Origin of the sequence: Bacillus silvicola (genome assembly GCF_050524305.1) — a bacterium.
Taxonomy (GTDB): domain Bacteria; phylum Bacillota; class Bacilli; order Bacillales; family Bacillaceae_G; genus Bacillus_A; species Bacillus_A cereus_AT.
Genome location: NZ_JBNGVC010000013.1, coordinates 1,205,001 through 1,224,687, shown reverse-complemented (window position 1 = coordinate 1,224,687; position 19,687 = coordinate 1,205,001). Strand labels below are relative to the sequence as shown.

The following is a 19,687-nucleotide window of genomic DNA, read 5'->3' as shown; positions in this document are numbered from 1 at the left end:
TCCAAACGAAAAAAAGTAACAATTGCCCACTGCAACTGTTACTTTCTCTCTATTCTTCATGCTTCACAAGTATTTTTTTTACCTTACGATCAAACTCTCTTCGAGGAATCATTACCGAATGGTCACATCCCTCGCACTTAATGCGGATATCCATTCCCATACGAATAATCTTCCAGCGATTTACACCACATGGATGGGCCTTCTTCATTTCCACAACATCGTACAAGTTATATTGCTTTTGCTCCACTCTCCAAACCCCTCTCTATACTAAATTGCTTTTTCACTAACCAATTCTTCACGATTATATAAAACCATACGTGGATATGGAATTTCAATTCCATGTAAATCTAGACGATTTTTAATTTCTTTACGAAGGGCTCTTGCAATAACTGCATGTTGCATTGGCTCCACTTCAACAATAACACGTAATATAACTTCTGATGCAGCTAATGTTTGTACACCTAACAATTGAGGTGTTGTTACCATCTTCTCGTACTTTGCAGGTAATTCTACTAATAACTCTTCAATTACTTGCTCTGCTTTTGCTATGTCAGCCTCATACGAAATAGATACATCAACGAATGCCACGCTATTACTGACTGAAAAATTAGTAACTTGAATGATACTTCCGTTTGGCAAAGTATGAATTTCACCTGTCCAACTCTTTACTTTTGTCGTACGCAGTCCAATTTCTAAAACGACTCCTTCAAACTGACCAATTCTTACATAGTCACCTACTGAAAACTGATCTTCTAACAAAATAAATAGTCCTGTAATGACATCTTTCACTAAACTTTGAGCACCAAATCCGACTGCTAAACCAATGACCCCAGCACCAGCTAATAGACCTGATGCATTAATATTGAACACGCCTAAAATCGCAATTAACATGATAAACATAACAACGTATGCCACAATATTTTCAAGTAACTTCGCTACTGTAACTGTACGACGTTCTGAAATTTGAATTGGCGAGCGACTTCCCATACGAAACGCATTTCGTACAATTGCCCTTGCAACTCGCACAACGATTGCACCAAGTATTAAAATAACGACTATTTGTAGTGATTTTACACCTATATTCGTCCAATCAATAGACTCAAACCATTTCAACGCTAAATCCATGTACCTCTACCTCTCCAGCTAAAATTTCTTTTTAGTTATCCTTCTTATTGTATCAGAAGTCTCTCTGATTTCTGAAAAAATTTTATGACTTTAATTCCATTTGTTAACTTCTATCCAGGTATAAAATGGAGCGAATATATATATACTAGTACTATTATTTCCGTTTTCACTCACATTTTGCAAAAAGTACGCACTTATAGTTTTCCATTTTACTCAACGTATAACATATTTTGAAAATTTATTAAAAGGATGGGTGCTTCATGAATATTGGAAGTTTTCGCTTACCTTTTTTCGAAAAAGAAACTCAAAATGTTATGCATCAAGACTTAGAAGCCTCCGAGACAATCAGTAATTTCCTACTTTCCCATATCCCTATTAGAACTAATACACCACTTATTCTCGTTTGTATTGGGACGGATCGTTCCACCGGTGACGCACTCGGTCCATTAGTCGGTACAAAACTGGAACAAGTAGAAATTAAGAACTTCCAAGTATTCGGCACACTAGATGAACCAATACATGCGTTAAATTTAGAAGAGAAAATTCAGAATATACAGAAAGGAAATCCTACTTCTTTTATAATTGCTGTTGATGCATGCTTAGGAAAATCTCAAAGTATCGGTTCAATCACTACCGGAATGGGACCTAGTAAACCTGGAGCTGCGATGAATAAGAAATTACCTGCAGTTGGTGATTTGCATATACATGGCATCGTCAATCTAAATGGTTTTATGGAGTTTTTCGTTCTTCAAAATACAAGGTTAAGTTTAGTCATGAAAATGGCTGATGTAATCGCACAAAGTATCAAAGAAACGGACCAAAAATTATCTACGTTAAAAAAAGCAAACCATCTCTAAATAATAAGATGGTTTGCTTTTTAGTTTTTCTGTGCTAATAATTCTAAAATACGATTTAAATCTTCTTTATTGAAAAATTCAATTTCAATTTTACCTTTTTCTTTTTTTGTTTCTTTAATTTTTACATCTGTACCAAACTTTTCTCTTAAGAACGTTTCGCGCTCTACGAAGAATATATTTCGCTCTTTTTTTATCTGTTTTGTTTCACGTGAAACGCTTTGATTAATCTCTTGGACAATTTTTTCTAATTGGCGAACATTTAATCCTTCTTTTTCGATTCGTTTCAATAAAGACTTCAGCTGTTCTTCATCTTTTATCGTAAGTAAGGTTCTACCGTGAGCCATTGAAAGTTGACCATTTGCAATCATATCTTGTACGAACGAAGGGAGGCTTAATAACCGAGTATAATTTGCAATGTAAGGTCTGCTTTTACCAAGACGTTTCGCTAATCGTTCTTGCGTTACATTTAGCTCATTCATTAACATCTGATATGCCATTGCCTCTTCCATAGGATTTAAATCTTCTCGTTGTAGGTTTTCAAGCAAAGCAAATTCCATCATTTGCTGCTCGTTTAATTGCCTTACAACAGCAGGCACCTTTTCAAGTCCAGCCTCTTTAGCAGCACGATATCTTCTTTCACCTGCAACAATTTCATATCCCTTAATACTCTTTCTAGCGATTAATGGTTGCAATATGCCATGTTCTTTAATAGAAGCCGCCAATTCCTGAATTGCTTCTTTATTGAAATGCTTACGTGGTTGATATGGATTCGGCCTTAATTCAGTTACTATAATCTCCTGAATCGTTTCTTCTTCCTTCACATCCAAATCAGGAAAAAACACATTAATTCCTCTTCCTAATCCTTTAGCCACCTGCAATCACTTCCTCTGCTAAATCTATATATACTTCTGCTCCTCTTGATTTAGCGTCATACTGCATAATCGGTTTCCCATGACTTGGCGCCTCACTTAAGCGCACATTTCGAGGAATAATCGAACGGTATACTTTATCCCTAAAGTATTTTTTCACTTCATCTATAACTTGAATCCCTAAATTTGTACGGGCATCCAACATCGTTAACAATACACCTTGGATTGCTAAATTTTTATTTAAATGTTTTTGCACAAGTCGAACTGTATTTAATAGCTGACTTAATCCTTCTAGTGCGTAATATTCACACTGAACAGGAATAATAACTGAATCTGCTGCTGTTAATGCATTAATCGTTAATAACCCTAAGGATGGGGGACAGTCGATAATAATATAATCATATTCATCACGAACTGGCTGTAATGCCCTTTGCAAACGTACTTCCCGGGAAATAGTCGGTACCAATTCAATTTCAGCACCGGCCAATTGAATTGTAGCGGGTAGAACATCTAAGTTTTCAGTTGCGGTTTTCCGTATAACTCCTTGAACATCTGCATCTTCCACCAGAACATTATAAATACATTGATCTAATTCGGATTTTTCAATTCCCACACCAGTCGTGGCATTTCCTTGAGCATCAATGTCTACGAGAAGGACCTTTTTACCTACTTGCGCCAATCCAGCCCCTAAATTAACAGATGTTGTTGTTTTTCCAACACCGCCTTTTTGATTAGCAATAGCAATGATTTTTCCCATGATGTCACCTACTTTCAACCTTTCTATCTTATTCTAGTAACAATTACGTTTATTGTAACATGAAATAAAAGCTTTTCTTTTACGTCCTTATTAAACTTCAAAATTTATTTCTAAACTCCTTCTTCATTAACAAGAAAATATAGTAAAAGAGACCTCTCCACTAGGATAAGGTCTCTAACACGCCATTATTATTTTTTCTTCGGAATTTTAATCGTAATTTGATAGTACTCATCAAATTCTTCTTCCTCAGAATTAACATTTAAACCACTATTAGTAACCATTTGTAATGACTGCCTAATTGTATTCATAGCAATTCTCGTATCTCTACTTACAGCTTTTTGCTTTGCTTTACGCTTCGGTTTTGCTTCCTCTAGTAATTTTGCAATTCGTTCTTCTGTTTGCTTTACATTCAGTTGTTTTTCCACAATTTCTTGTAAAACCTTCAGTTGTAATTCCTCATTTTTTAAAGGAATGAGAGCACGAGCGTGACGTTCTGTAATAGTTTTTTCTAATAACGCACTTTTTATTTCCTCAGGCAACTTTAATAATCGCAACTTATTTGCGATTGTGGATTGCCCTTTTCCAAGTCGTTGTGCCAATGCTTCTTGTGTTAAATTATGTAACTCAATCAGCTTTTGATATGCCACAGCTTCCTCGATTGCTGTTAATTCCTCACGTTGCAAATTTTCAATTAGCGCTACAGAAGCTGTCTCTGTATCATTTAAGTTCTTTATAATTGCAGGAACCTTTTCCCACCCTAGCTTCGTTGCTGCGCGGAAACGTCTTTCTCCAGCAATAATCTCGTACTTATCATCCTCATATTGCCTCACGACAATCGGCTGGATAAGCCCATGAGTACGAATCGTTAATGCTAGTTCATCGATTCGTGCATCATCGAAAACTGTTCGTGGTTGATAACGGTTAGGGGTAATATTTACTATCGGGATTTCTTGTATTTCCTCATATACCTTTTTATCTATTTCTTCATGGCTTTCCTCTTGTAATTCGAATTCGCTCTCTTTATCTCCAAAGCCAAATAAACGAGAAAACGTATTTTTCATACATATTCCACCACCTTTTAGGCCTATTGACTATTCTCCATAAAATGTTTCCTATGAAACATTTACGTTTTCATTTATATAATTCAATCTTACGTCTAATAAGATTTATTTTTCAATAGGTAATTTATTGGGTGTTCCCGGTTTGCGTGGATATTTCTTTGGTGTCTTGCGCTTTTTCTCGATTAATAAAATATTACGTTCACTTTCCTCAAATGGTAATTGGAATGTAGACATTTCTTTTAATTCCCCGCCTAGCACCTCTAAAGCATACTTACCATTTTCGATTTCTTCATTAGCTGCAGCGCCTTTCATTGCAATAAATGTTCCTCCAACTTTTACAAGCGGTAAACATAGCTCACTTAATACAGAAAGACGCGCAACTGCACGTGCCATTACAATATCGTATGATTCACGTACACCTTCTTTTTTCCCAAATGTTTCAGCACGATCATGACAAAATGCAACATCACTTAACTCTAATTTTTGCGCTAAGTGATTTAAGAAATTAATACGTTTTTGTAATGAATCTACAATTGTTACTTTTAAATGCGGGAAACAGATTTTCAGCGGGATACTTGGGAATCCAGCTCCTGCGCCAACATCACAAATAGAGAATGGTTTCGAAAAATCATAATAAAAAGCAGCTGTAATAGAATCAAAAAAGTGTTTTAAGTATACTTCTTCCTTCTCCGTAATAGCTGTTAAATTCATTTTTTCATTCCACTCTACTAACGTTTCAAAGTAGATTTTGAACTGCTCTAATTGTCTAGAAGAGAGGGTGATACCCTTCTCTTCTAGCATAGATTGAAATTGTTCTATGTTCATCTAGCAATATCTCCTTACTATTTATTGGTTCGATACTCGTGCAATTTTTCCTTGTTCGATATACACAAGCAAAATGGAAACATCAGCTGGATTTACGCCAGAAATACGTGAAGCCTGCCCCATTGAAAGTGGACGAACATCTTTCAATTTCTGTCTCGCTTCTGAGGCAAGGCTAGAAATCGCATCATAATCAATATCCACAGGAATTTTTTTGTTTTCCATTTTCTTCATACGCTCTACTTGCTGTAAAGATTTTTCAATGTATCCTTCGTACTTAGTCTGAATTTCAACTTGTTCCGTAATTTCATCACTTAACGCTACTTCACTTGGTACTAAAAGATGAATATGCTCATATGTCACCTCTGGACGACGTAATAAGTCACTTGCACGTATTCCATCTTTCAATTCACTTCCGCCAATACTACGAATTAATTCTTGAACTTCAGGACGTGGTTTAATAATAATGCTCCCTAAACGTTCCTTTTCCTGTTCAATTTGTAACTTTTTATTTGTAAATCGCTCATAGCGATCTTCTTTAATTAAGCCAATTTCACGACCAACTTCAGTTAAACGAAGATCAGCATTATCGTGACGTAATAATAGGCGATATTCTGCACGAGACGTTAATAAACGATATGGTTCATTTGTACCTTTCGTTACAAGGTCATCAATTAAGACACCGATATAAGCATCAGCACGACCTAAAATAACTTCTTTTTTACCTAAAGAACGACACGCTGCATTAATCCCAGCCATAAGCCCTTGTCCTGCTGCTTCTTCATAACCAGAAGTTCCATTAATTTGTCCTGCTGTATATAAATTTTTAATTTTTTTCGTTTCAAGTGTCGGCCATAATTGAGTTGGTACAATTGCATCATATTCAATTGCATAACCTGTACGCATCATTTCAACATTTTCTAGACCAGGGATTGTTCTAAGCATGTCACGTTGCACATCTTCTGGTAAACTTGTCGATAACCCTTGAACATATACCTCTTGTGTATTACGTCCTTCTGGCTCTAAGAAAATTTGATGACGTGGTTTATCATTAAATCTAACTACCTTGTCTTCAATTGAAGGGCAATATCTAGGCCCTGTTCCTTTAATCATACCAGAATACATAGCTGAGCGATGTAAGTTTTCATCTATTAAACGATGTGTTTCTGTACTTGTATACGTCAACCAACATGGAATTTGATCCATAATAAATTTTGTCGTTTCAAAAGAGAAAGCTCGTGGCTTGTCATCACCTGGTTGGATTTCTGTTTTACTGTAATCAATCGTATTACTATTTACACGCGGAGGCGTACCTGTTTTAAATCTAACAAGATCAAAACCAAGTTCCTCTAAATGTTCAGATAAAGTAATAGATGGTTGCTGATTATTTGGACCGCTTGAATATTTTAAATCTCCCATAATAATCTCACCGCGTAAAAATGTTCCAGTTGTAATTACAACTGTTTTCGCTGTGTATTCAGCACCAGCTTGTGTAATTACCCCTTTACATACACCATCTTCAACAATTAAACGCTCTACCAGGCCTTGAAACAACGTTAAGTTTGGTGTTTCTTCAATTGTTTTCTTTAATTCATGTTGGTAAGAGAATTTATCAGCTTGTGCACGAAGCGCACGTACAGCTGGTCCCTTACCCGTATTTAACATACGCATTTGAATATGTGTCTTATCAATATTGCGTCCCATTTCTCCGCCTAATGCATCAATTTCACGAACAACAATCCCTTTTGCTGGTCCACCAACAGAAGGGTTACATGGCATGAATGCTACCATATCTAAGTTAATTGTTAACATTAAGGTGTTTGAGCCCATTCGTGCTGCCGCAAGACCAGCTTCACATCCTGCATGACCTGCACCGATTACTATGACATCGTATGAACCGGCATTGTATCCCATTGTTTATTCCTCCTAATAATCTCTATCTTTCTAAAACGTTGCTTCGCTTTATTATTTTCCTAAACAAAACTGAGAGAATAACTGGTCAATTAGGCTTTCATGGACGGTATCACCAGTAATTTCACCAAGTATTTCCCACGTTCTTGTTAAATCAATTTGTACCATATCGATTGGAACACCATTTTCTATCGCTTCAATTGCATCTCCAATTGTCGTTCCTGCTTGTGTTAATAATCCAATATGTCTCGTGTTAGAAACATATGTCATATCTGCAGAATCAATTGCTCCTTCAAAGAATAAATCAGCTATCGCCTTTTCAAGCTCATCAATTCCCTGCTCCTCAATTAAAGACGTCGTAATAACACGATTTCCTGCAGCTAGCTCTGTAACACGTTCCATATCAATTTCTTGCGATAAATCTGTCTTATTGACAATAATAATGAAGTCTTTTCCTTGTACGGCACGGAATAGTTCTTCATCTTCATTCGTTAAAGCTTCACTATAATTGACTACAACTAACACTAAATCGGCTTGGCTCATCATTTCTTTTGAACGCTCTACACCAATTCGTTCAACAACATCTTCTGTTTCACGAATACCAGCTGTATCTATAAGTTTAAGTGGTACACCACGCACATTAACGTACTCTTCAATAACATCTCTCGTTGTTCCTGCAATATCAGTTACGATTGCCTTTTTCTCTTGAACGAGACTATTTAATAGCGATGATTTTCCAACGTTAGGTCTACCAATAATCGCAGTAGCAATACCTTCACGTAAAATCTTTCCTTGCTTCGATGTCTCTAATATTTTTGCAATTTCAGCACGAACATGTGTAGCTTTCTCAATTAAGATATTATGCGTCATCTCTTCTACATCATCATATTCTGGGTAATCTATATTTACCTCAATATGGGCTAACGTTTCCAATATGTCTTGACGCAGGCGACCAATTAATTTAGATAATCGCCCTTCCATTTGGTTGATTGCCACGTTCATAGCACGATCTGTTTTTGCACGGATTAAATCCATAACAGCTTCCGCTTGTGATAAATCAATACGCCCATTTAAAAAAGCACGTTTCGTAAATTCACCAGGCTCTGCCAAACGTACTCCTTGTGCTAAAATAAGCTGTAATACTTTATTTACCGAAACAAGTCCACCATGACAGTTGATTTCTACTATATTTTCACGCGTAAAAGTCCTAGGTGCACGCATAATCGATACCATAACTTCTTCAATTACTTGATTTGTATCTAAATCGACAATATGACCATAATGAATTGTATGAGAATCAACCTGTGTTAAATCTTTCCCTTTAAAAATACGATCGACTTTCTCAATCGCATCATCCCCACTTACTCGAACAATGGCAATTGCACCTTCCCCAAGAGCTGTGGAAATTGCGGCAATTGTATCGAATTCCATGTCCTTTCACCTCACTTGCTTATTTATCTCTATTTCAACATGATTTTTTTACGTCACTAAATTATTAGGATACCATAACGAACCTATCTGCAAAAGAATAATAACTCATTTTATTATGTCCTCATGTAAAAAACACTAAACTTATTAACAGTGGATAAGTTTAGTGTTTTTTAGTTATCCACATTTGTTTTCGCCTCAAAAAAAACCGGCACTCAATTGAGTCACCGGTCACTTGGAAGATATTACAACATATCGATGTGGTTCTTTTCCTTCAGAAGTTGTAATGATATTTTGATGATTAGATAATGCTTGATGAATAATCTTTCGTTCAAAAGATGGCATAGGTTCCAACATAACTCTTTTTTTCGTACTTACTGCTTGTTTTGCTAATCGATAAGAAAGCAATTCTAACGTAATTTTTCTTTTACTACGATAATTTTCAGCATCTAGTGTGATGCCAATATATTGCTTTGTATTACGATTCGCCACAAGTTTTGTTAAATACTGTAAAGAATTCAAGGTATTTCCTCTTTTACCAATCAAAACACCTACATTTTCACCATAAATTGTAAATTCCACTTCGCGGCCTTTTACAACTTTTCTAATCTCAACTTCCACACCCATATTGCGAATAACATTTTTCAAATATTCTTCACACTCTTGGATGGGATCTTTCTTCACTACAACTTCTACTATAGCGGGGCGATTCCCAAATAAACCCAGGAATCCCCTCTTACCCTCATCAATAATCTTTATATCTACTCGATCTTTCGAAACATTTAATTGTCTTAAAGCATCTTGTACTGCCAGCTCGACTGTTTGTCCTTTAGCAGTAATTATACTCACTTGCTTGATCCTCCTGCCTTACTAGCCTTAATTTCAGGCCCTTTGATCAAATACATTTGAGCAATACCAAAGATGTTACCAACTACCCAGTATAGTGATAATGCTGCTGGGAAGTTAATTGCAAAGACTAAAATCATGATTGGCATAAGCCAAATCATCATTGCCATTTGCGGGTTTTGTCCAGCTGTCCCTGCCATTGCAAGTTTTTGCTGAATAAAGGTCGTAATAGCCGCAACAACTGGAAGGATATAGTAAGGATCTGCCTGTCCTAAATCAAACCATAAGAATGTATGCTTACTAATTTCTGATGTTCTCATAATCGCATGATAAAACGCGAATAAAATAGGCATCTGAACAAAAATTGGTAAACATCCTGCTAATGGATTTACACCATTTTTTTGATATAACTGCATCATTTCTTGTTGTAGTTTTTGCTGTGTTGCTTGATCTTTAGAGCTATATTTCTCTTTTAATCTTACCATTTCTGGTTGTAACGCTTGCATTGCCTTCGTACTTTTCGTTTGTTTAATCATTAATGGTAATAATGCAAAACGAATAATAAGAGTCGTAACAACGATTGCTAAACCATAATTCTTACCGAATAATTCTGCAAAATACGTGATTAACTGAGACAGTGGATATACGAAATATTCGTTCCAAATCCCAGTACTATTTGGCGTAATCGGCTGACCCGTTTCACTACAACCAGTAGCAATTGCCATTAATGCAACAACCATGGCTAGTAAACCTAGTTTCTTTTTCAAAGCCTACTCCTCCTTGTATCGGTATGTATATAGTGTAATTCATTTCCTTACGCTACTTTTTTATTCTTTTCATACCAGAGCGTTTAAAGACATGAATTAAGCTTTTCTTTACTTCTTCATATGTCATCTCTGCACAAGGCTTCCTTGCTATTATAACAAAATCTTTTCCAGAATCTATCTCATCTTTTAATTCCATAATCGCTTGGCGAATCATACGCTTAATTCGATTACGAACTACTGCATTTCCTATTTTCTTACTAACAGAAAGGCCGATGCGAAAGTATGGCTGTTTTTCTTTATTTAATTGGTATACAACAAACTGACGATTAGCATTCGACTGTCCTTTTTGGAAAACAGCCTGAAATTCATCATTCTTTTTTATACGATTTTTTTTCTTCATATCAATTGACACTCCTGTATTTCATCAGCGGAAATTCATTATTATTAGAAAAAAAGACCACTGAACGATCAGTGGTCTACGCAGATAATACTTTTCTTCCTTTACGACGACGAGCTGCTAGCACTTTACGTCCGTTCGCTGTGCTCATACGGCTGCGGAAACCATGTACTTTGCTGCGCTTACGTTTATTTGGTTGGTAAGTTCTTTTCATTATATGACACCTCCCTGAGGAATATCTGTTAAAGACAGTCTAATAAATTATAGTAAATCAACTAGGAAAATGTCAATGGTTCTTGAAATTTTCATCAAATATTCATTTTGAACCTATTCACAGACTTTTTCACAGCCCCTATATTTCCTTGTGGATAAATATATTTTCTCTTTTTTTGTATCCACAAACTCTTTTTTTACTTTTACACAGTATATCGTGTTGTGGACAAGTTTATTCCACAAGGTATTGATTTTGTGGATAACTTTCTTAAATTCATTGCTATAGCTACTGTTTTTTGATATTATAGTTGTGTTTTCACTTTGAATAAGTTTTCCACATCTTTATTTTATCCACAATTTGTGTATAACATGTGGACAGTTTAAATCACATGTGGGTAAATAGTTGTCCACATTTGTTTTTTTGTCGAAAACTCTATCTCGGATACAAACAACGTTTTTATATTTTAAAATACGTTTCGTATAAATATGCATTTAAAATACTTATGGGTTGTACAATTGTTGCGCAACCTTATTCTTTTACCATCTTTGTAAAGGAGGGACACCTTTGGAAAATATCTCTGATTTATGGAATAGTGCCTTGAAAGAATTAGAAAAAAAGGTAAGCAAGCCAAGTTATGAAACATGGTTAAAATCAACAACCGCTCATAACTTGAAAAAAGATGTATTAACTATTACAGCTCCAAATGAATTTGCTCGTGACTGGCTAGAATCCCATTATTCGGAACTAATCTCCGAAACACTTTATGATTTAACAGGGGCAAAACTAGCTATTCGTTTTATTATTCCCCAAAGTCAGGCGGAAGAGGATATAGATCTCCCTTCTGTTAAAAAAAATCGAGCACAAGACGATTCTACTCATTTACCACAGAGCATGTTAAATCCAAAATATACATTTGATACATTTGTTATTGGCTCTGGTAATCGTTTTGCACATGCTGCTTCTTTAGCTGTAGCTGAGGCGCCAGCTAAAGCTTATAATCCGCTCTTTATTTATGGGGGCGTTGGACTTGGAAAAACACATTTAATGCACGCAATTGGGCATTATGTAATTGAACACAACCCGAATGCAAAAGTTGTATATTTATCATCTGAAAAATTCACAAATGAATTCATTAACTCAATTCGTGATAATAAAGCTGTCGATTTTCGTAATAAATATCGTAATGTAGATGTCTTATTGATAGATGATATTCAATTTCTTGCTGGAAAAGAACAAACACAGGAAGAGTTTTTCCACACATTTAATGCGTTACATGAAGAAAGTAAACAAATCGTGATTTCAAGTGATAGACCACCAAAAGAAATCCCAACTTTAGAAGATCGCCTTCGTTCTCGCTTTGAATGGGGTTTAATTACGGATATTACGCCACCAGATTTAGAAACTAGAATTGCAATTTTACGTAAAAAAGCAAAAGCAGAAGGCCTTGATATACCGAATGAGGTTATGCTTTATATTGCAAATCAGATCGATTCTAACATTCGTGAGTTAGAAGGTGCACTTATTCGAGTTGTAGCTTATTCATCTTTAATTAATAAAGATATTAATGCTGATTTAGCAGCTGAAGCACTTAAAGATATTATTCCAAACTCTATACCTAGAATTATTTCTATTTCTGATATTCAAAAGGCCGTTGGGGGCGTCTATCAAGTAAAATTAGAAGATTTCAAAGCAAAAAAACGTACAAAATCCGTTGCATTCCCTCGCCAAATCGCAATGTATTTATCACGTGAACTTACGGACTCATCTTTACCAAAAATAGGTGAAGAATTTGGTGGCCGCGATCATACAACAGTAATCCATGCTCACGAAAAAATTTCGAAGCTATTAAAAACGGATACTCAATTACAAAAACACGTCGAAGAAATTAATGATATTTTAAAGTAGTAGTAGCTGAATAGTGTGAATAACTTACCTTATTTTACGCACAGTCTATCCACATGTAGATAGACTGTTTTTACATCTTTAAATGGGGTTATCCACATATCCACAAGCCCTATTACTATTACTACTATTTTTTTATCTTTATTAAATAAATAAAATCTTATACTTACCGGAGGTTTTTCGTTATGCGTTTTACAATACAAAAAGACTATCTTGTAAGAGGTGTACAAGATGTAATGAAGGCAGTTTCTTCTCGTACAACAATTCCAATTCTTACAGGAATTAAGGTTGTAGCAACTGAAGAAGGAGTTACTTTAACAGGTAGCGATGCAGATATCTCTATCGAATCATTTATCCCAGTCGAAGATGCTGGAAAAGAAGTTGTTGAAATTGAACAATCAGGAAGTATTGTTTTACAAGCAAAATACTTTAGTGAGATCGTAAAAAAATTACCTAAAGAAATTGTTGAAATTTCTGTGGAAAATCATTTTATGACAAAAATAAAATCTGGAAAATCAGAGTTTAATTTAAATGGTTTAGATTCAGCTGAATATCCGTTACTACCTCAGATTGAAGAACATCATGTATTTAAGATTCCAACAGATTTACTTAAACATATGATTAGGCAAACAGTATTTGCAGTTTCAACTTCTGAAACAAGGCCCATCTTGACAGGTGTAAACTGGAAAGTATATAACAGCGAGTTAACTTGCATTGCAACAGATAGTCACAGACTAGCGCTTCGTAAAGCAAAAATTGAAGGGCATAATATTGCTGATGAATTTCAAGCCAATGTCGTTATTCCTGGTAAGAGCTTAAATGAATTAAGTAAAATCCTAGATGAATCTGAAGAAATGGTAGATATCGTTATTACGGAGTATCAAGTATTATTCCGTACAAAACATTTATTATTCTTCTCGAGATTGTTAGAAGGTAACTACCCAGATACAACACGTTTAATTCCAGCCGAGAGTAAGACAGATATTTTTGTGAATACAAAAGAATTTTTACAAGCAATTGATCGTGCTTCGCTATTAGCAAGAGATGGTCGTAACAATGTTGTTAAATTATCGACATTAGAACAACAAATGCTTGAGATTTCTTCAAATTCACCAGAAATCGGAAAAGTAGTAGAAGAAGTTCAATGTGAAAACGTAGATGGAGAAGAATTAAAAATATCTTTTAGTGCAAAATATATGATGGACGCATTAAAAGCTTTAGATAGTACAGAAATTAAAATTAGCTTTACTGGGGCGATGAGGCCGTTTTTGATTCGTACAGTGAATGATGATTCCATCATCCAATTAATTTTACCGGTACGTACTTACTAAGTAAGGGTTGAGGGTTGCTAGTTTAAAGGTACTAGTGACCCTTATTTGATTTTAGGGTATTGCTTTCCTAATGCTAGTTTATTTAGTACAATGAAAGAATGAACACTTTCAGAAAGTGAGCGATTTTTATGAAAAGTATTAAAATTTCAACAGAATACATTACACTAGGACAATTTTTAAAGCTAGCCGATGTAATTGATACGGGCGGGGCTGTGAAATGGTTCTTACAAGAATATGAAGTGTACGTGAATCAAGAACTTGAGAATAGAAGAGGTCGCAAGTTATATGCGAATGATATTATTGAAATTCCGGGAAGTGGAACTTTCCAAGTTCAGGCATAAAGGGGGATCCCTTTGTTTATTACAGAAATACAATTAAAAAACTATCGCAATTATGAAAAATTAGAGCTCTCCTTTGAGGACAAGGTCAATGTAATTATTGGTGAAAATGCACAAGGGAAAACAAATTTGATGGAAGCCATTTATGTATTAGCGATGGCGAAATCTCATAGAACCTCTAATGATCGTGAGCTTATTCGATGGGATGAGGATTACGGTCAAATCAAAGGTAGATTACAAAAAAGAAATAGTTCTTTGTCTTTAGAATTAAATATTTCCAAAAAAGGTAAAAAGGCAAAGCTAAATCAACTTGAACAACAAAAGTTAAGCCAATACATTGGTGAAATGAACGTTGTGATGTTTGCCCCAGAAGATTTAAATCTTGTAAAAGGAAGCCCTCAAGTAAGAAGACGCTTTTTAGATATGGAACTAGGACAAATAGCGCCCATTTATTTGTATGAACTAAGCCAATATCAAAAAGTGCTCACGCAACGAAATCACTTGCTTAAAAAGATGCAAGGGAATAGTAAAAATGAGGAAACGATGTTGGATGTATTTACACTTCAACTCATTGAGCATGGTGCAAAAATATTGCGAAAACGTTTTGAGTTTTTGAATTTACTACAAGAATGGGCTGCGCCGATACATCGCGGGATTAGCAGGGGATTAGAGGAATTAGAAATCGTCTATAAACCAAGCCTAGATGTATCAGAATCAATGGATTTGTCGAAAATAAAAGAAGTATACTATGAAAGTTTTCAATCTGTGAAACAACGTGAAATTTTCCGTGGTACAACTTTAATTGGTCCTCATCGTGATGATTTACAATTCTTCGTTAATAGTAAAAATGTTCAAGTCTTTGGTTCGCAAGGACAACAACGAACGACCGCACTGTCCCTAAAATTAGCTGAAATTGAATTGATTTACTCAGAAGTTAAGGAATATCCTATTCTTTTATTGGATGATGTATTATCAGAATTAGATGATTATCGTCAATCACATCTGTTAAATACAATTCAAGGAAAAGTGCAAACATTTGTGACAACGACGAGTGTCGACGGAATTGAACACGAAACATTAAAAGAAGCGAAAACAATTCATGTAATGAACGGCACGGTAGATTGTGAAATGGACAGGGCATAATCCCTGTTTAAATGGAAAAGTAGGTGATCTTTGTGTCAATGGAACAAAAGCAAATGCAAGAAAATGCATATGATGAAAGTCAGATACAGGTACTTGAAGGACTAGAGGCAGTTCGGAAACGTCCGGGTATGTACATTGGTACTACAAGTGGAAAAGGACTTCACCACCTTGTATGGGAGATTGTCGATAATAGTATCGATGAAGCCTTAGCGGGGTATTGCGATGAAATCAACGTTAGTATTGAAGAAGATAATAGTATTCTTGTAACGGATAATGGACGTGGTATTCCAGTTGGTATACAAGAAAAAATGGGACGCCCTGCAGTAGAAGTTATCATGACTGTCCTTCACGCTGGAGGTAAATTTGGCGGTGGCGGTTATAAGGTTTCTGGTGGTTTGCATGGTGTTGGTGCATCTGTTGTAAATGCCTTATCAACAGAACTAGAAGTATTTGTACATCGTGATGGGAAAATCCATTACCAAAAGTATGAGAGAGGTATTCCAGTTGCAGATTTAAAAGTCATCGGTGATACAGATAAAACTGGAACAATAACTCGCTTTAAGCCGGACCCAGAGATTTTTAAAGAGACGACAGAATATGAATTTGATACGTTAGCGACTCGTATGCGTGAGTTGGCATTTTTAAATCGTAATATTAAATTAACAATTGAAGATAAGCGTGAACATAAGCAAAAGAAAGAGTTTCACTATGAAGGTGGAATTAAATCGTATGTTGAACATTTAAATCGTTCAAAACAACCAATTCATGAAGAACCTGTATATGTAGAAGGTTCAAAAGATGGTATTCAGGTTGAAGTTGCACTTCAATATAACGAAGGATATACAAATCATATTTACTCATTTACAAATAATATTCATACGTATGAAGGTGGTACACATGAGGTAGGATTTAAAACTGCCCTAACACGTGTGATCAACGATTATGGTCGTAAAAATAATATTTTAAAAGATGCGGATAGTAATTTAACTGGTGAAGATGTTCGTGAAGGTTTAACAGCGATTGTGTCAATTAAACATCCGAATCCACAATTCGAAGGACAAACGAAGACGAAACTTGGAAATAGTGAAGCAAGAACAATTACAGAGTCAGTATTCTCAGAGGCATTTGAAAAGTTCTTACTGGAAAATCCCAATGTTGCACGTAAAATTATAGATAAAGGGACGATGGCAGCGCGTGCACGTGTAGCAGCTAAAAAGGCTCGTGAGTTAACTCGCCGAAAGAGTGCTTTAGAAGTTTCAAGTTTACCAGGGAAATTGGCAGACTGCTCTTCTAAAGATCCAGCAATTAGTGAAATTTATATCGTAGAGGGTGACTCTGCGGGTGGATCTGCAAAACAAGGGCGCGATCGTCATTTCCAAGCAATTTTACCGTTGAAGGGTAAAATTATTAATGTTGAAAAGGCACGCTTAGATAAGATTTTATCAAATGATGAAGTTCGTACAATTATTACGGCGATCGGTACAAATATCGGCGGAGACTTCGATATTGAGAAAGCACGCTATCATAAAGTTATTATTATGACCGATGCCGATGTTGATGGTGCACATATTCGTACCCTATTATTAACGTTCTTCTATCGTTATATGCGTCAAATAATTGAGTGTGGATATATATATATCGCACAGCCGCCTTTGTTTAAAGTACAACAAGGTAAGAAAATTCAATATGCTTACAACGATAAGGAACTTGAAAAAATCTTAGCGGAATTACCAGCTCAACCTAAGCCAGGGATTCAGCGTTATAAAGGTCTAGGGGAAATGAATCCAACTCAGTTATGGGAGACGACAATGGACCCGGAAGTACGTTCATTACTTCAAGTTTCTCTTCAAGATGCAATTGAAGCAGATGAAACATTTGAAATTTTAATGGGAGATAAAGTAGAGCCACGTCGTAACTTTATCCAAGAAAATGCAAAATACGTGAAAAACCTTGATATTTAAATGAGTAATGACAGGAATCTAAGTATTCCTGTCTTCTACATATAAATCAATGTATGTGTAACGGAAATGTAAGAGGAGGTGCTCGTTGATGTCAGACAATCAACAACAAGCACGAATTCGAGAAATTAATATTAGTCATGAAATGCGTACCTCGTTTTTAGATTACGCAATGAGTGTTATCGTATCTCGTGCATTACCAGATGTTCGTGATGGATTAAAACCTGTGCATCGTAGGGTTTTGTATGCGATGAATGATTTAGGGATTACAGCTGATAAAGCGTATAAGAAATCAGCGCGTATTGTCGGTGAAGTAATCGGTAAGTATCACCCGCACGGTGATTCAGCTGTTTACGAGACGATGGTACGTATGGCGCAAGATTTTAGTCAACGTTATATGCTTGTTGATGGGCATGGTAACTTTGGTTCTGTTGATGGTGATTCGGCAGCAGCAATGCGTTATACAGAAGCAAGAATGTCTAAGATTTCTATGGAATTAATACGTGATATTTCAAAAAATACGATTGATTATCAAGATAACTATGATGGTTCTGAAAGAGAGCCAATTGTATTGCCAGCGCGTTTCCCTAATTTATTAGTGAATGGTACGACGGGTATTGCAGTTGGTATGGCAACAAACATTCCGCCGCATCAACTTGGTGAAGTAATTGATGGCGTATTGGCGCTAAGCCATAATCCCGACATTACTATTGCGGAATTAATGGAGTTTATTCCGGGACCAGATTTTCCAACAGCAGGTTTAATTTTGGGACGAAGTGGGATTCGAAGAGCGTATGAAACAGGTAGAGGCTCTATTATGCTCCGAGCTAAAGTTGAAATTGAAGAGAAGTCAAATGGTAAACAATCTATTCTCGTAACTGAACTACCTTATCAAGTTAATAAGGCGCGATTAATTGAAAAAATTGCAGAATTAGTTCGTGATAAGAAAATTGAAGGTATTACGGATTTACGTGATGAGTCAGATCGAAACGGTATGCGTATTGTTATGGAAGTACGTCGTGATGCAAATGCTAATGTACTATTAAATAATCTATATAAACATACAGCACTTCAAACAAGTTTCGGTATTAATATGTTGTCTCTTGTAAATGGAGAGCCACAAGTATTGAATTTAAAACAAAATTTATATCATTACTTGGAGCATCAAAAGGTAGTAATTCGTCGACGTACTGCTTATGAATTAGAAAAAGCAGAGGCGCGTGCTCATATTTTAGAAGGATTACGTATTGCTCTAGATCATCTCGATGAAGTTATTACGTTAATCCGTAGTTCGAAAACAGCAGATATTGCAAAGCAAGGCTTAATGGAACGTTTCGGTTTAAGTGAGAAACAAGCACAAGCAATTTTAGATATGCGTCTGCAACGTTTAACAGGATTAGAACGTGAAAAAATTGAGCAAGAATATCAAGACTTAATGAAGTTAATTGCTGAATTAAAAGCAATCTTAGCAGATGAAGAGAAAGTTCTTGAGATTATTCGTGAAGAATTAACGGAAGTAAAAGAGCGCTTCAATGATAAGAGACGAACGGAAATTACAATTGGTGGCATGGAATTTATTGAAGATGAAGATTTGATTCCAGAGCAAAACATTGCAATTACGTTAACTCATAACGGTTATATTAAGAGGCTACCAGCTTCTACGTACAAAACGCAGAACCGTGGTGGGCGTGGTGTGCAAGGAATGGGAACGAATGATGATGATTTCGTAGAGCATCTATTGACTACTTCTACACATGATCATATTTTATTCTTCACTAATAAGGGTAAAGTATACCGTACGAAAGGATATGAAATCCCAGAGTATAGCCGTACAGCAAAAGGTATACCGATTATTAACCTATTAGGTGTAGATAAGGGTGAGTGGATTAACGCCATTATTCCAATTCGTGAATTTGGTGATGATCAGTTCTTATTCTTTACAACAAAACAAGGTATCTCTA

19 protein-coding genes (1 of these 19 running past the window's edge) are annotated in these 19,687 nt (G+C 35.7%); 7 read left to right on the top strand and 12 right to left on the bottom strand.

Annotated elements, in window-relative coordinates; translation table 11 throughout:
* Positions 1-49: 49 nt before the first annotated feature.
* Both ACP6L7_RS28505 and ACP6L7_RS28500 read right to left on the bottom strand, forming a co-directional pair.
* Entirely contained in the window at positions 50-247 is a 198-nt protein-coding gene (locus ACP6L7_RS28505; RefSeq protein ID WP_000436055.1) for a DUF951 domain-containing protein, read from the bottom strand.
* Positions 248-267: 20 nt separating this feature from the next.
* Positions 268-1,125, bottom strand: a complete 858-nt coding sequence (locus ACP6L7_RS28500; protein ID WP_071744219.1) for a mechanosensitive ion channel family protein — start codon at positions 1,123-1,125, stop codon at positions 268-270.
* Positions 1,126-1,385: 260 nt separating this feature from the next.
* Here ACP6L7_RS28500 and yyaC point away from each other — a divergent pair, with 260 nt between their 5' ends.
* Entirely contained in the window at positions 1,386-1,982 is a 597-nt protein-coding gene (gene yyaC / locus ACP6L7_RS28495) for a spore protease YyaC (RefSeq protein WP_097831354.1), read from the top strand.
* Between the two features lie 20 nt (positions 1,983-2,002).
* Here yyaC and spo0J read toward each other — a convergent pair whose 3' ends face one another.
* From spo0J to rpmH, 10 genes are all read right to left on the bottom strand, one after another.
* The gene (gene spo0J, locus ACP6L7_RS28490) at positions 2,003-2,854 is read right to left on the bottom strand and encodes a stage 0 sporulation protein Spo0J (RefSeq protein ID WP_097831353.1); all 852 of its coding nucleotides are present in this window, start codon (positions 2,852-2,854) and stop codon (positions 2,003-2,005) included.
* Positions 2,847-3,608: a sporulation initiation inhibitor protein Soj gene (gene soj / locus ACP6L7_RS28485; RefSeq protein ID WP_000516117.1), complete on the bottom strand. Its 762-nt coding sequence runs from the start codon at positions 3,606-3,608 to the stop codon at positions 2,847-2,849. The genes spo0J and soj overlap by 8 nt, the downstream gene beginning before the upstream one ends.
* 188 nt (positions 3,609-3,796) lie before the next feature.
* Positions 3,797-4,669 (bottom strand): nucleoid occlusion protein, encoded by an 873-nt coding sequence (gene noc, locus ACP6L7_RS28480; RefSeq protein WP_097831352.1) that lies wholly within the window; start codon positions 4,667-4,669, stop codon positions 3,797-3,799.
* A gap of 105 nt (positions 4,670-4,774) precedes the next feature.
* Positions 4,775-5,494, bottom strand: coding sequence for a 16S rRNA (guanine(527)-N(7))-methyltransferase RsmG (rsmG, locus tag ACP6L7_RS28475; protein WP_001019628.1), 720 nt, complete (start codon positions 5,492-5,494; stop codon positions 4,775-4,777).
* A 21-nt stretch (positions 5,495-5,515) separates the two neighbouring features.
* Positions 5,516-7,405 carry a tRNA uridine-5-carboxymethylaminomethyl(34) synthesis enzyme MnmG gene (gene mnmG / locus ACP6L7_RS28470; RefSeq protein ID WP_097831351.1) on the bottom strand — a complete coding sequence of 630 codons (1,890 nt, stop codon included), beginning with the start codon at positions 7,403-7,405 and terminating at the stop codon, positions 5,516-5,518.
* Between the two features lie 51 nt (positions 7,406-7,456).
* A complete protein-coding gene (mnmE, locus tag ACP6L7_RS28465) occupies positions 7,457-8,833 on the bottom strand; it encodes a tRNA uridine-5-carboxymethylaminomethyl(34) synthesis GTPase MnmE (protein ID WP_098361819.1) in 1,377 nt (458 codons plus the stop codon).
* 228 nt (positions 8,834-9,061) lie between these two features.
* Positions 9,062-9,679: an RNA-binding cell elongation regulator Jag/EloR gene (jag, locus tag ACP6L7_RS28460; RefSeq protein ID WP_097831349.1), complete on the bottom strand. Its 618-nt coding sequence runs from the start codon at positions 9,677-9,679 to the stop codon at positions 9,062-9,064.
* A complete protein-coding gene (gene spoIIIJ, locus ACP6L7_RS28455) occupies positions 9,676-10,443 on the bottom strand; it encodes a YidC family membrane integrase SpoIIIJ (RefSeq protein ID WP_071744226.1) in 768 nt (255 codons plus the stop codon). Before spoIIIJ ends, jag begins: the two co-directional genes overlap by 4 nt.
* Positions 10,444-10,495: 52 nt before the next feature.
* Positions 10,496-10,843: a ribonuclease P protein component gene (rnpA, locus tag ACP6L7_RS28450; protein ID WP_071744227.1), complete on the bottom strand. Its 348-nt coding sequence runs from the start codon at positions 10,841-10,843 to the stop codon at positions 10,496-10,498.
* Between the two features lie 76 nt (positions 10,844-10,919).
* On the bottom strand, positions 10,920-11,054 hold the full coding sequence (gene rpmH / locus ACP6L7_RS28445) for a 50S ribosomal protein L34 (protein WP_000831901.1): 135 nt from the start codon (positions 11,052-11,054) through the stop codon (positions 10,920-10,922).
* Between the two features lie 564 nt (positions 11,055-11,618).
* Here rpmH and dnaA point away from each other — a divergent pair.
* The 6 genes from dnaA to gyrA form a co-directional block, all read left to right on the top strand.
* On the top strand, positions 11,619-12,959 hold the full coding sequence (dnaA, locus tag ACP6L7_RS28440) for a chromosomal replication initiator protein DnaA (RefSeq protein WP_097831348.1): 1,341 nt from the start codon (positions 11,619-11,621) through the stop codon (positions 12,957-12,959).
* 182 nt (positions 12,960-13,141) lie between these two features.
* Positions 13,142-14,287, top strand: coding sequence for a DNA polymerase III subunit beta (gene dnaN, locus ACP6L7_RS28435; RefSeq protein WP_071744229.1), 1,146 nt, complete (start codon positions 13,142-13,144; stop codon positions 14,285-14,287).
* 128 nt (positions 14,288-14,415) lie between these two features.
* Positions 14,416-14,628 carry a S4 domain-containing protein YaaA gene (gene yaaA / locus ACP6L7_RS28430; protein WP_000835828.1) on the top strand — a complete coding sequence of 71 codons (213 nt, stop codon included), beginning with the start codon at positions 14,416-14,418 and terminating at the stop codon, positions 14,626-14,628.
* A 12-nt stretch (positions 14,629-14,640) separates the two neighbouring features.
* Positions 14,641-15,768 (top strand): DNA replication/repair protein RecF, encoded by a 1,128-nt coding sequence (gene recF, locus ACP6L7_RS28425; RefSeq protein WP_097831347.1) that lies wholly within the window; start codon positions 14,641-14,643, stop codon positions 15,766-15,768.
* 38 nt (positions 15,769-15,806) lie between these two features.
* Entirely contained in the window at positions 15,807-17,729 is a 1,923-nt protein-coding gene (gene gyrB, locus ACP6L7_RS28420; protein ID WP_097831346.1) for a DNA topoisomerase (ATP-hydrolyzing) subunit B, read from the top strand.
* Between the two features lie 88 nt (positions 17,730-17,817).
* Positions 17,818-19,687 carry the 5' portion of a DNA gyrase subunit A gene (gene gyrA / locus ACP6L7_RS28415; protein ID WP_097831345.1) on the top strand. It continues 602 nt past the right edge of the window, so 1,870 of the gene's 2,472 nt are visible here — the first part of the coding sequence; its start codon is at positions 17,818-17,820; its stop codon lies off the right edge, out of view.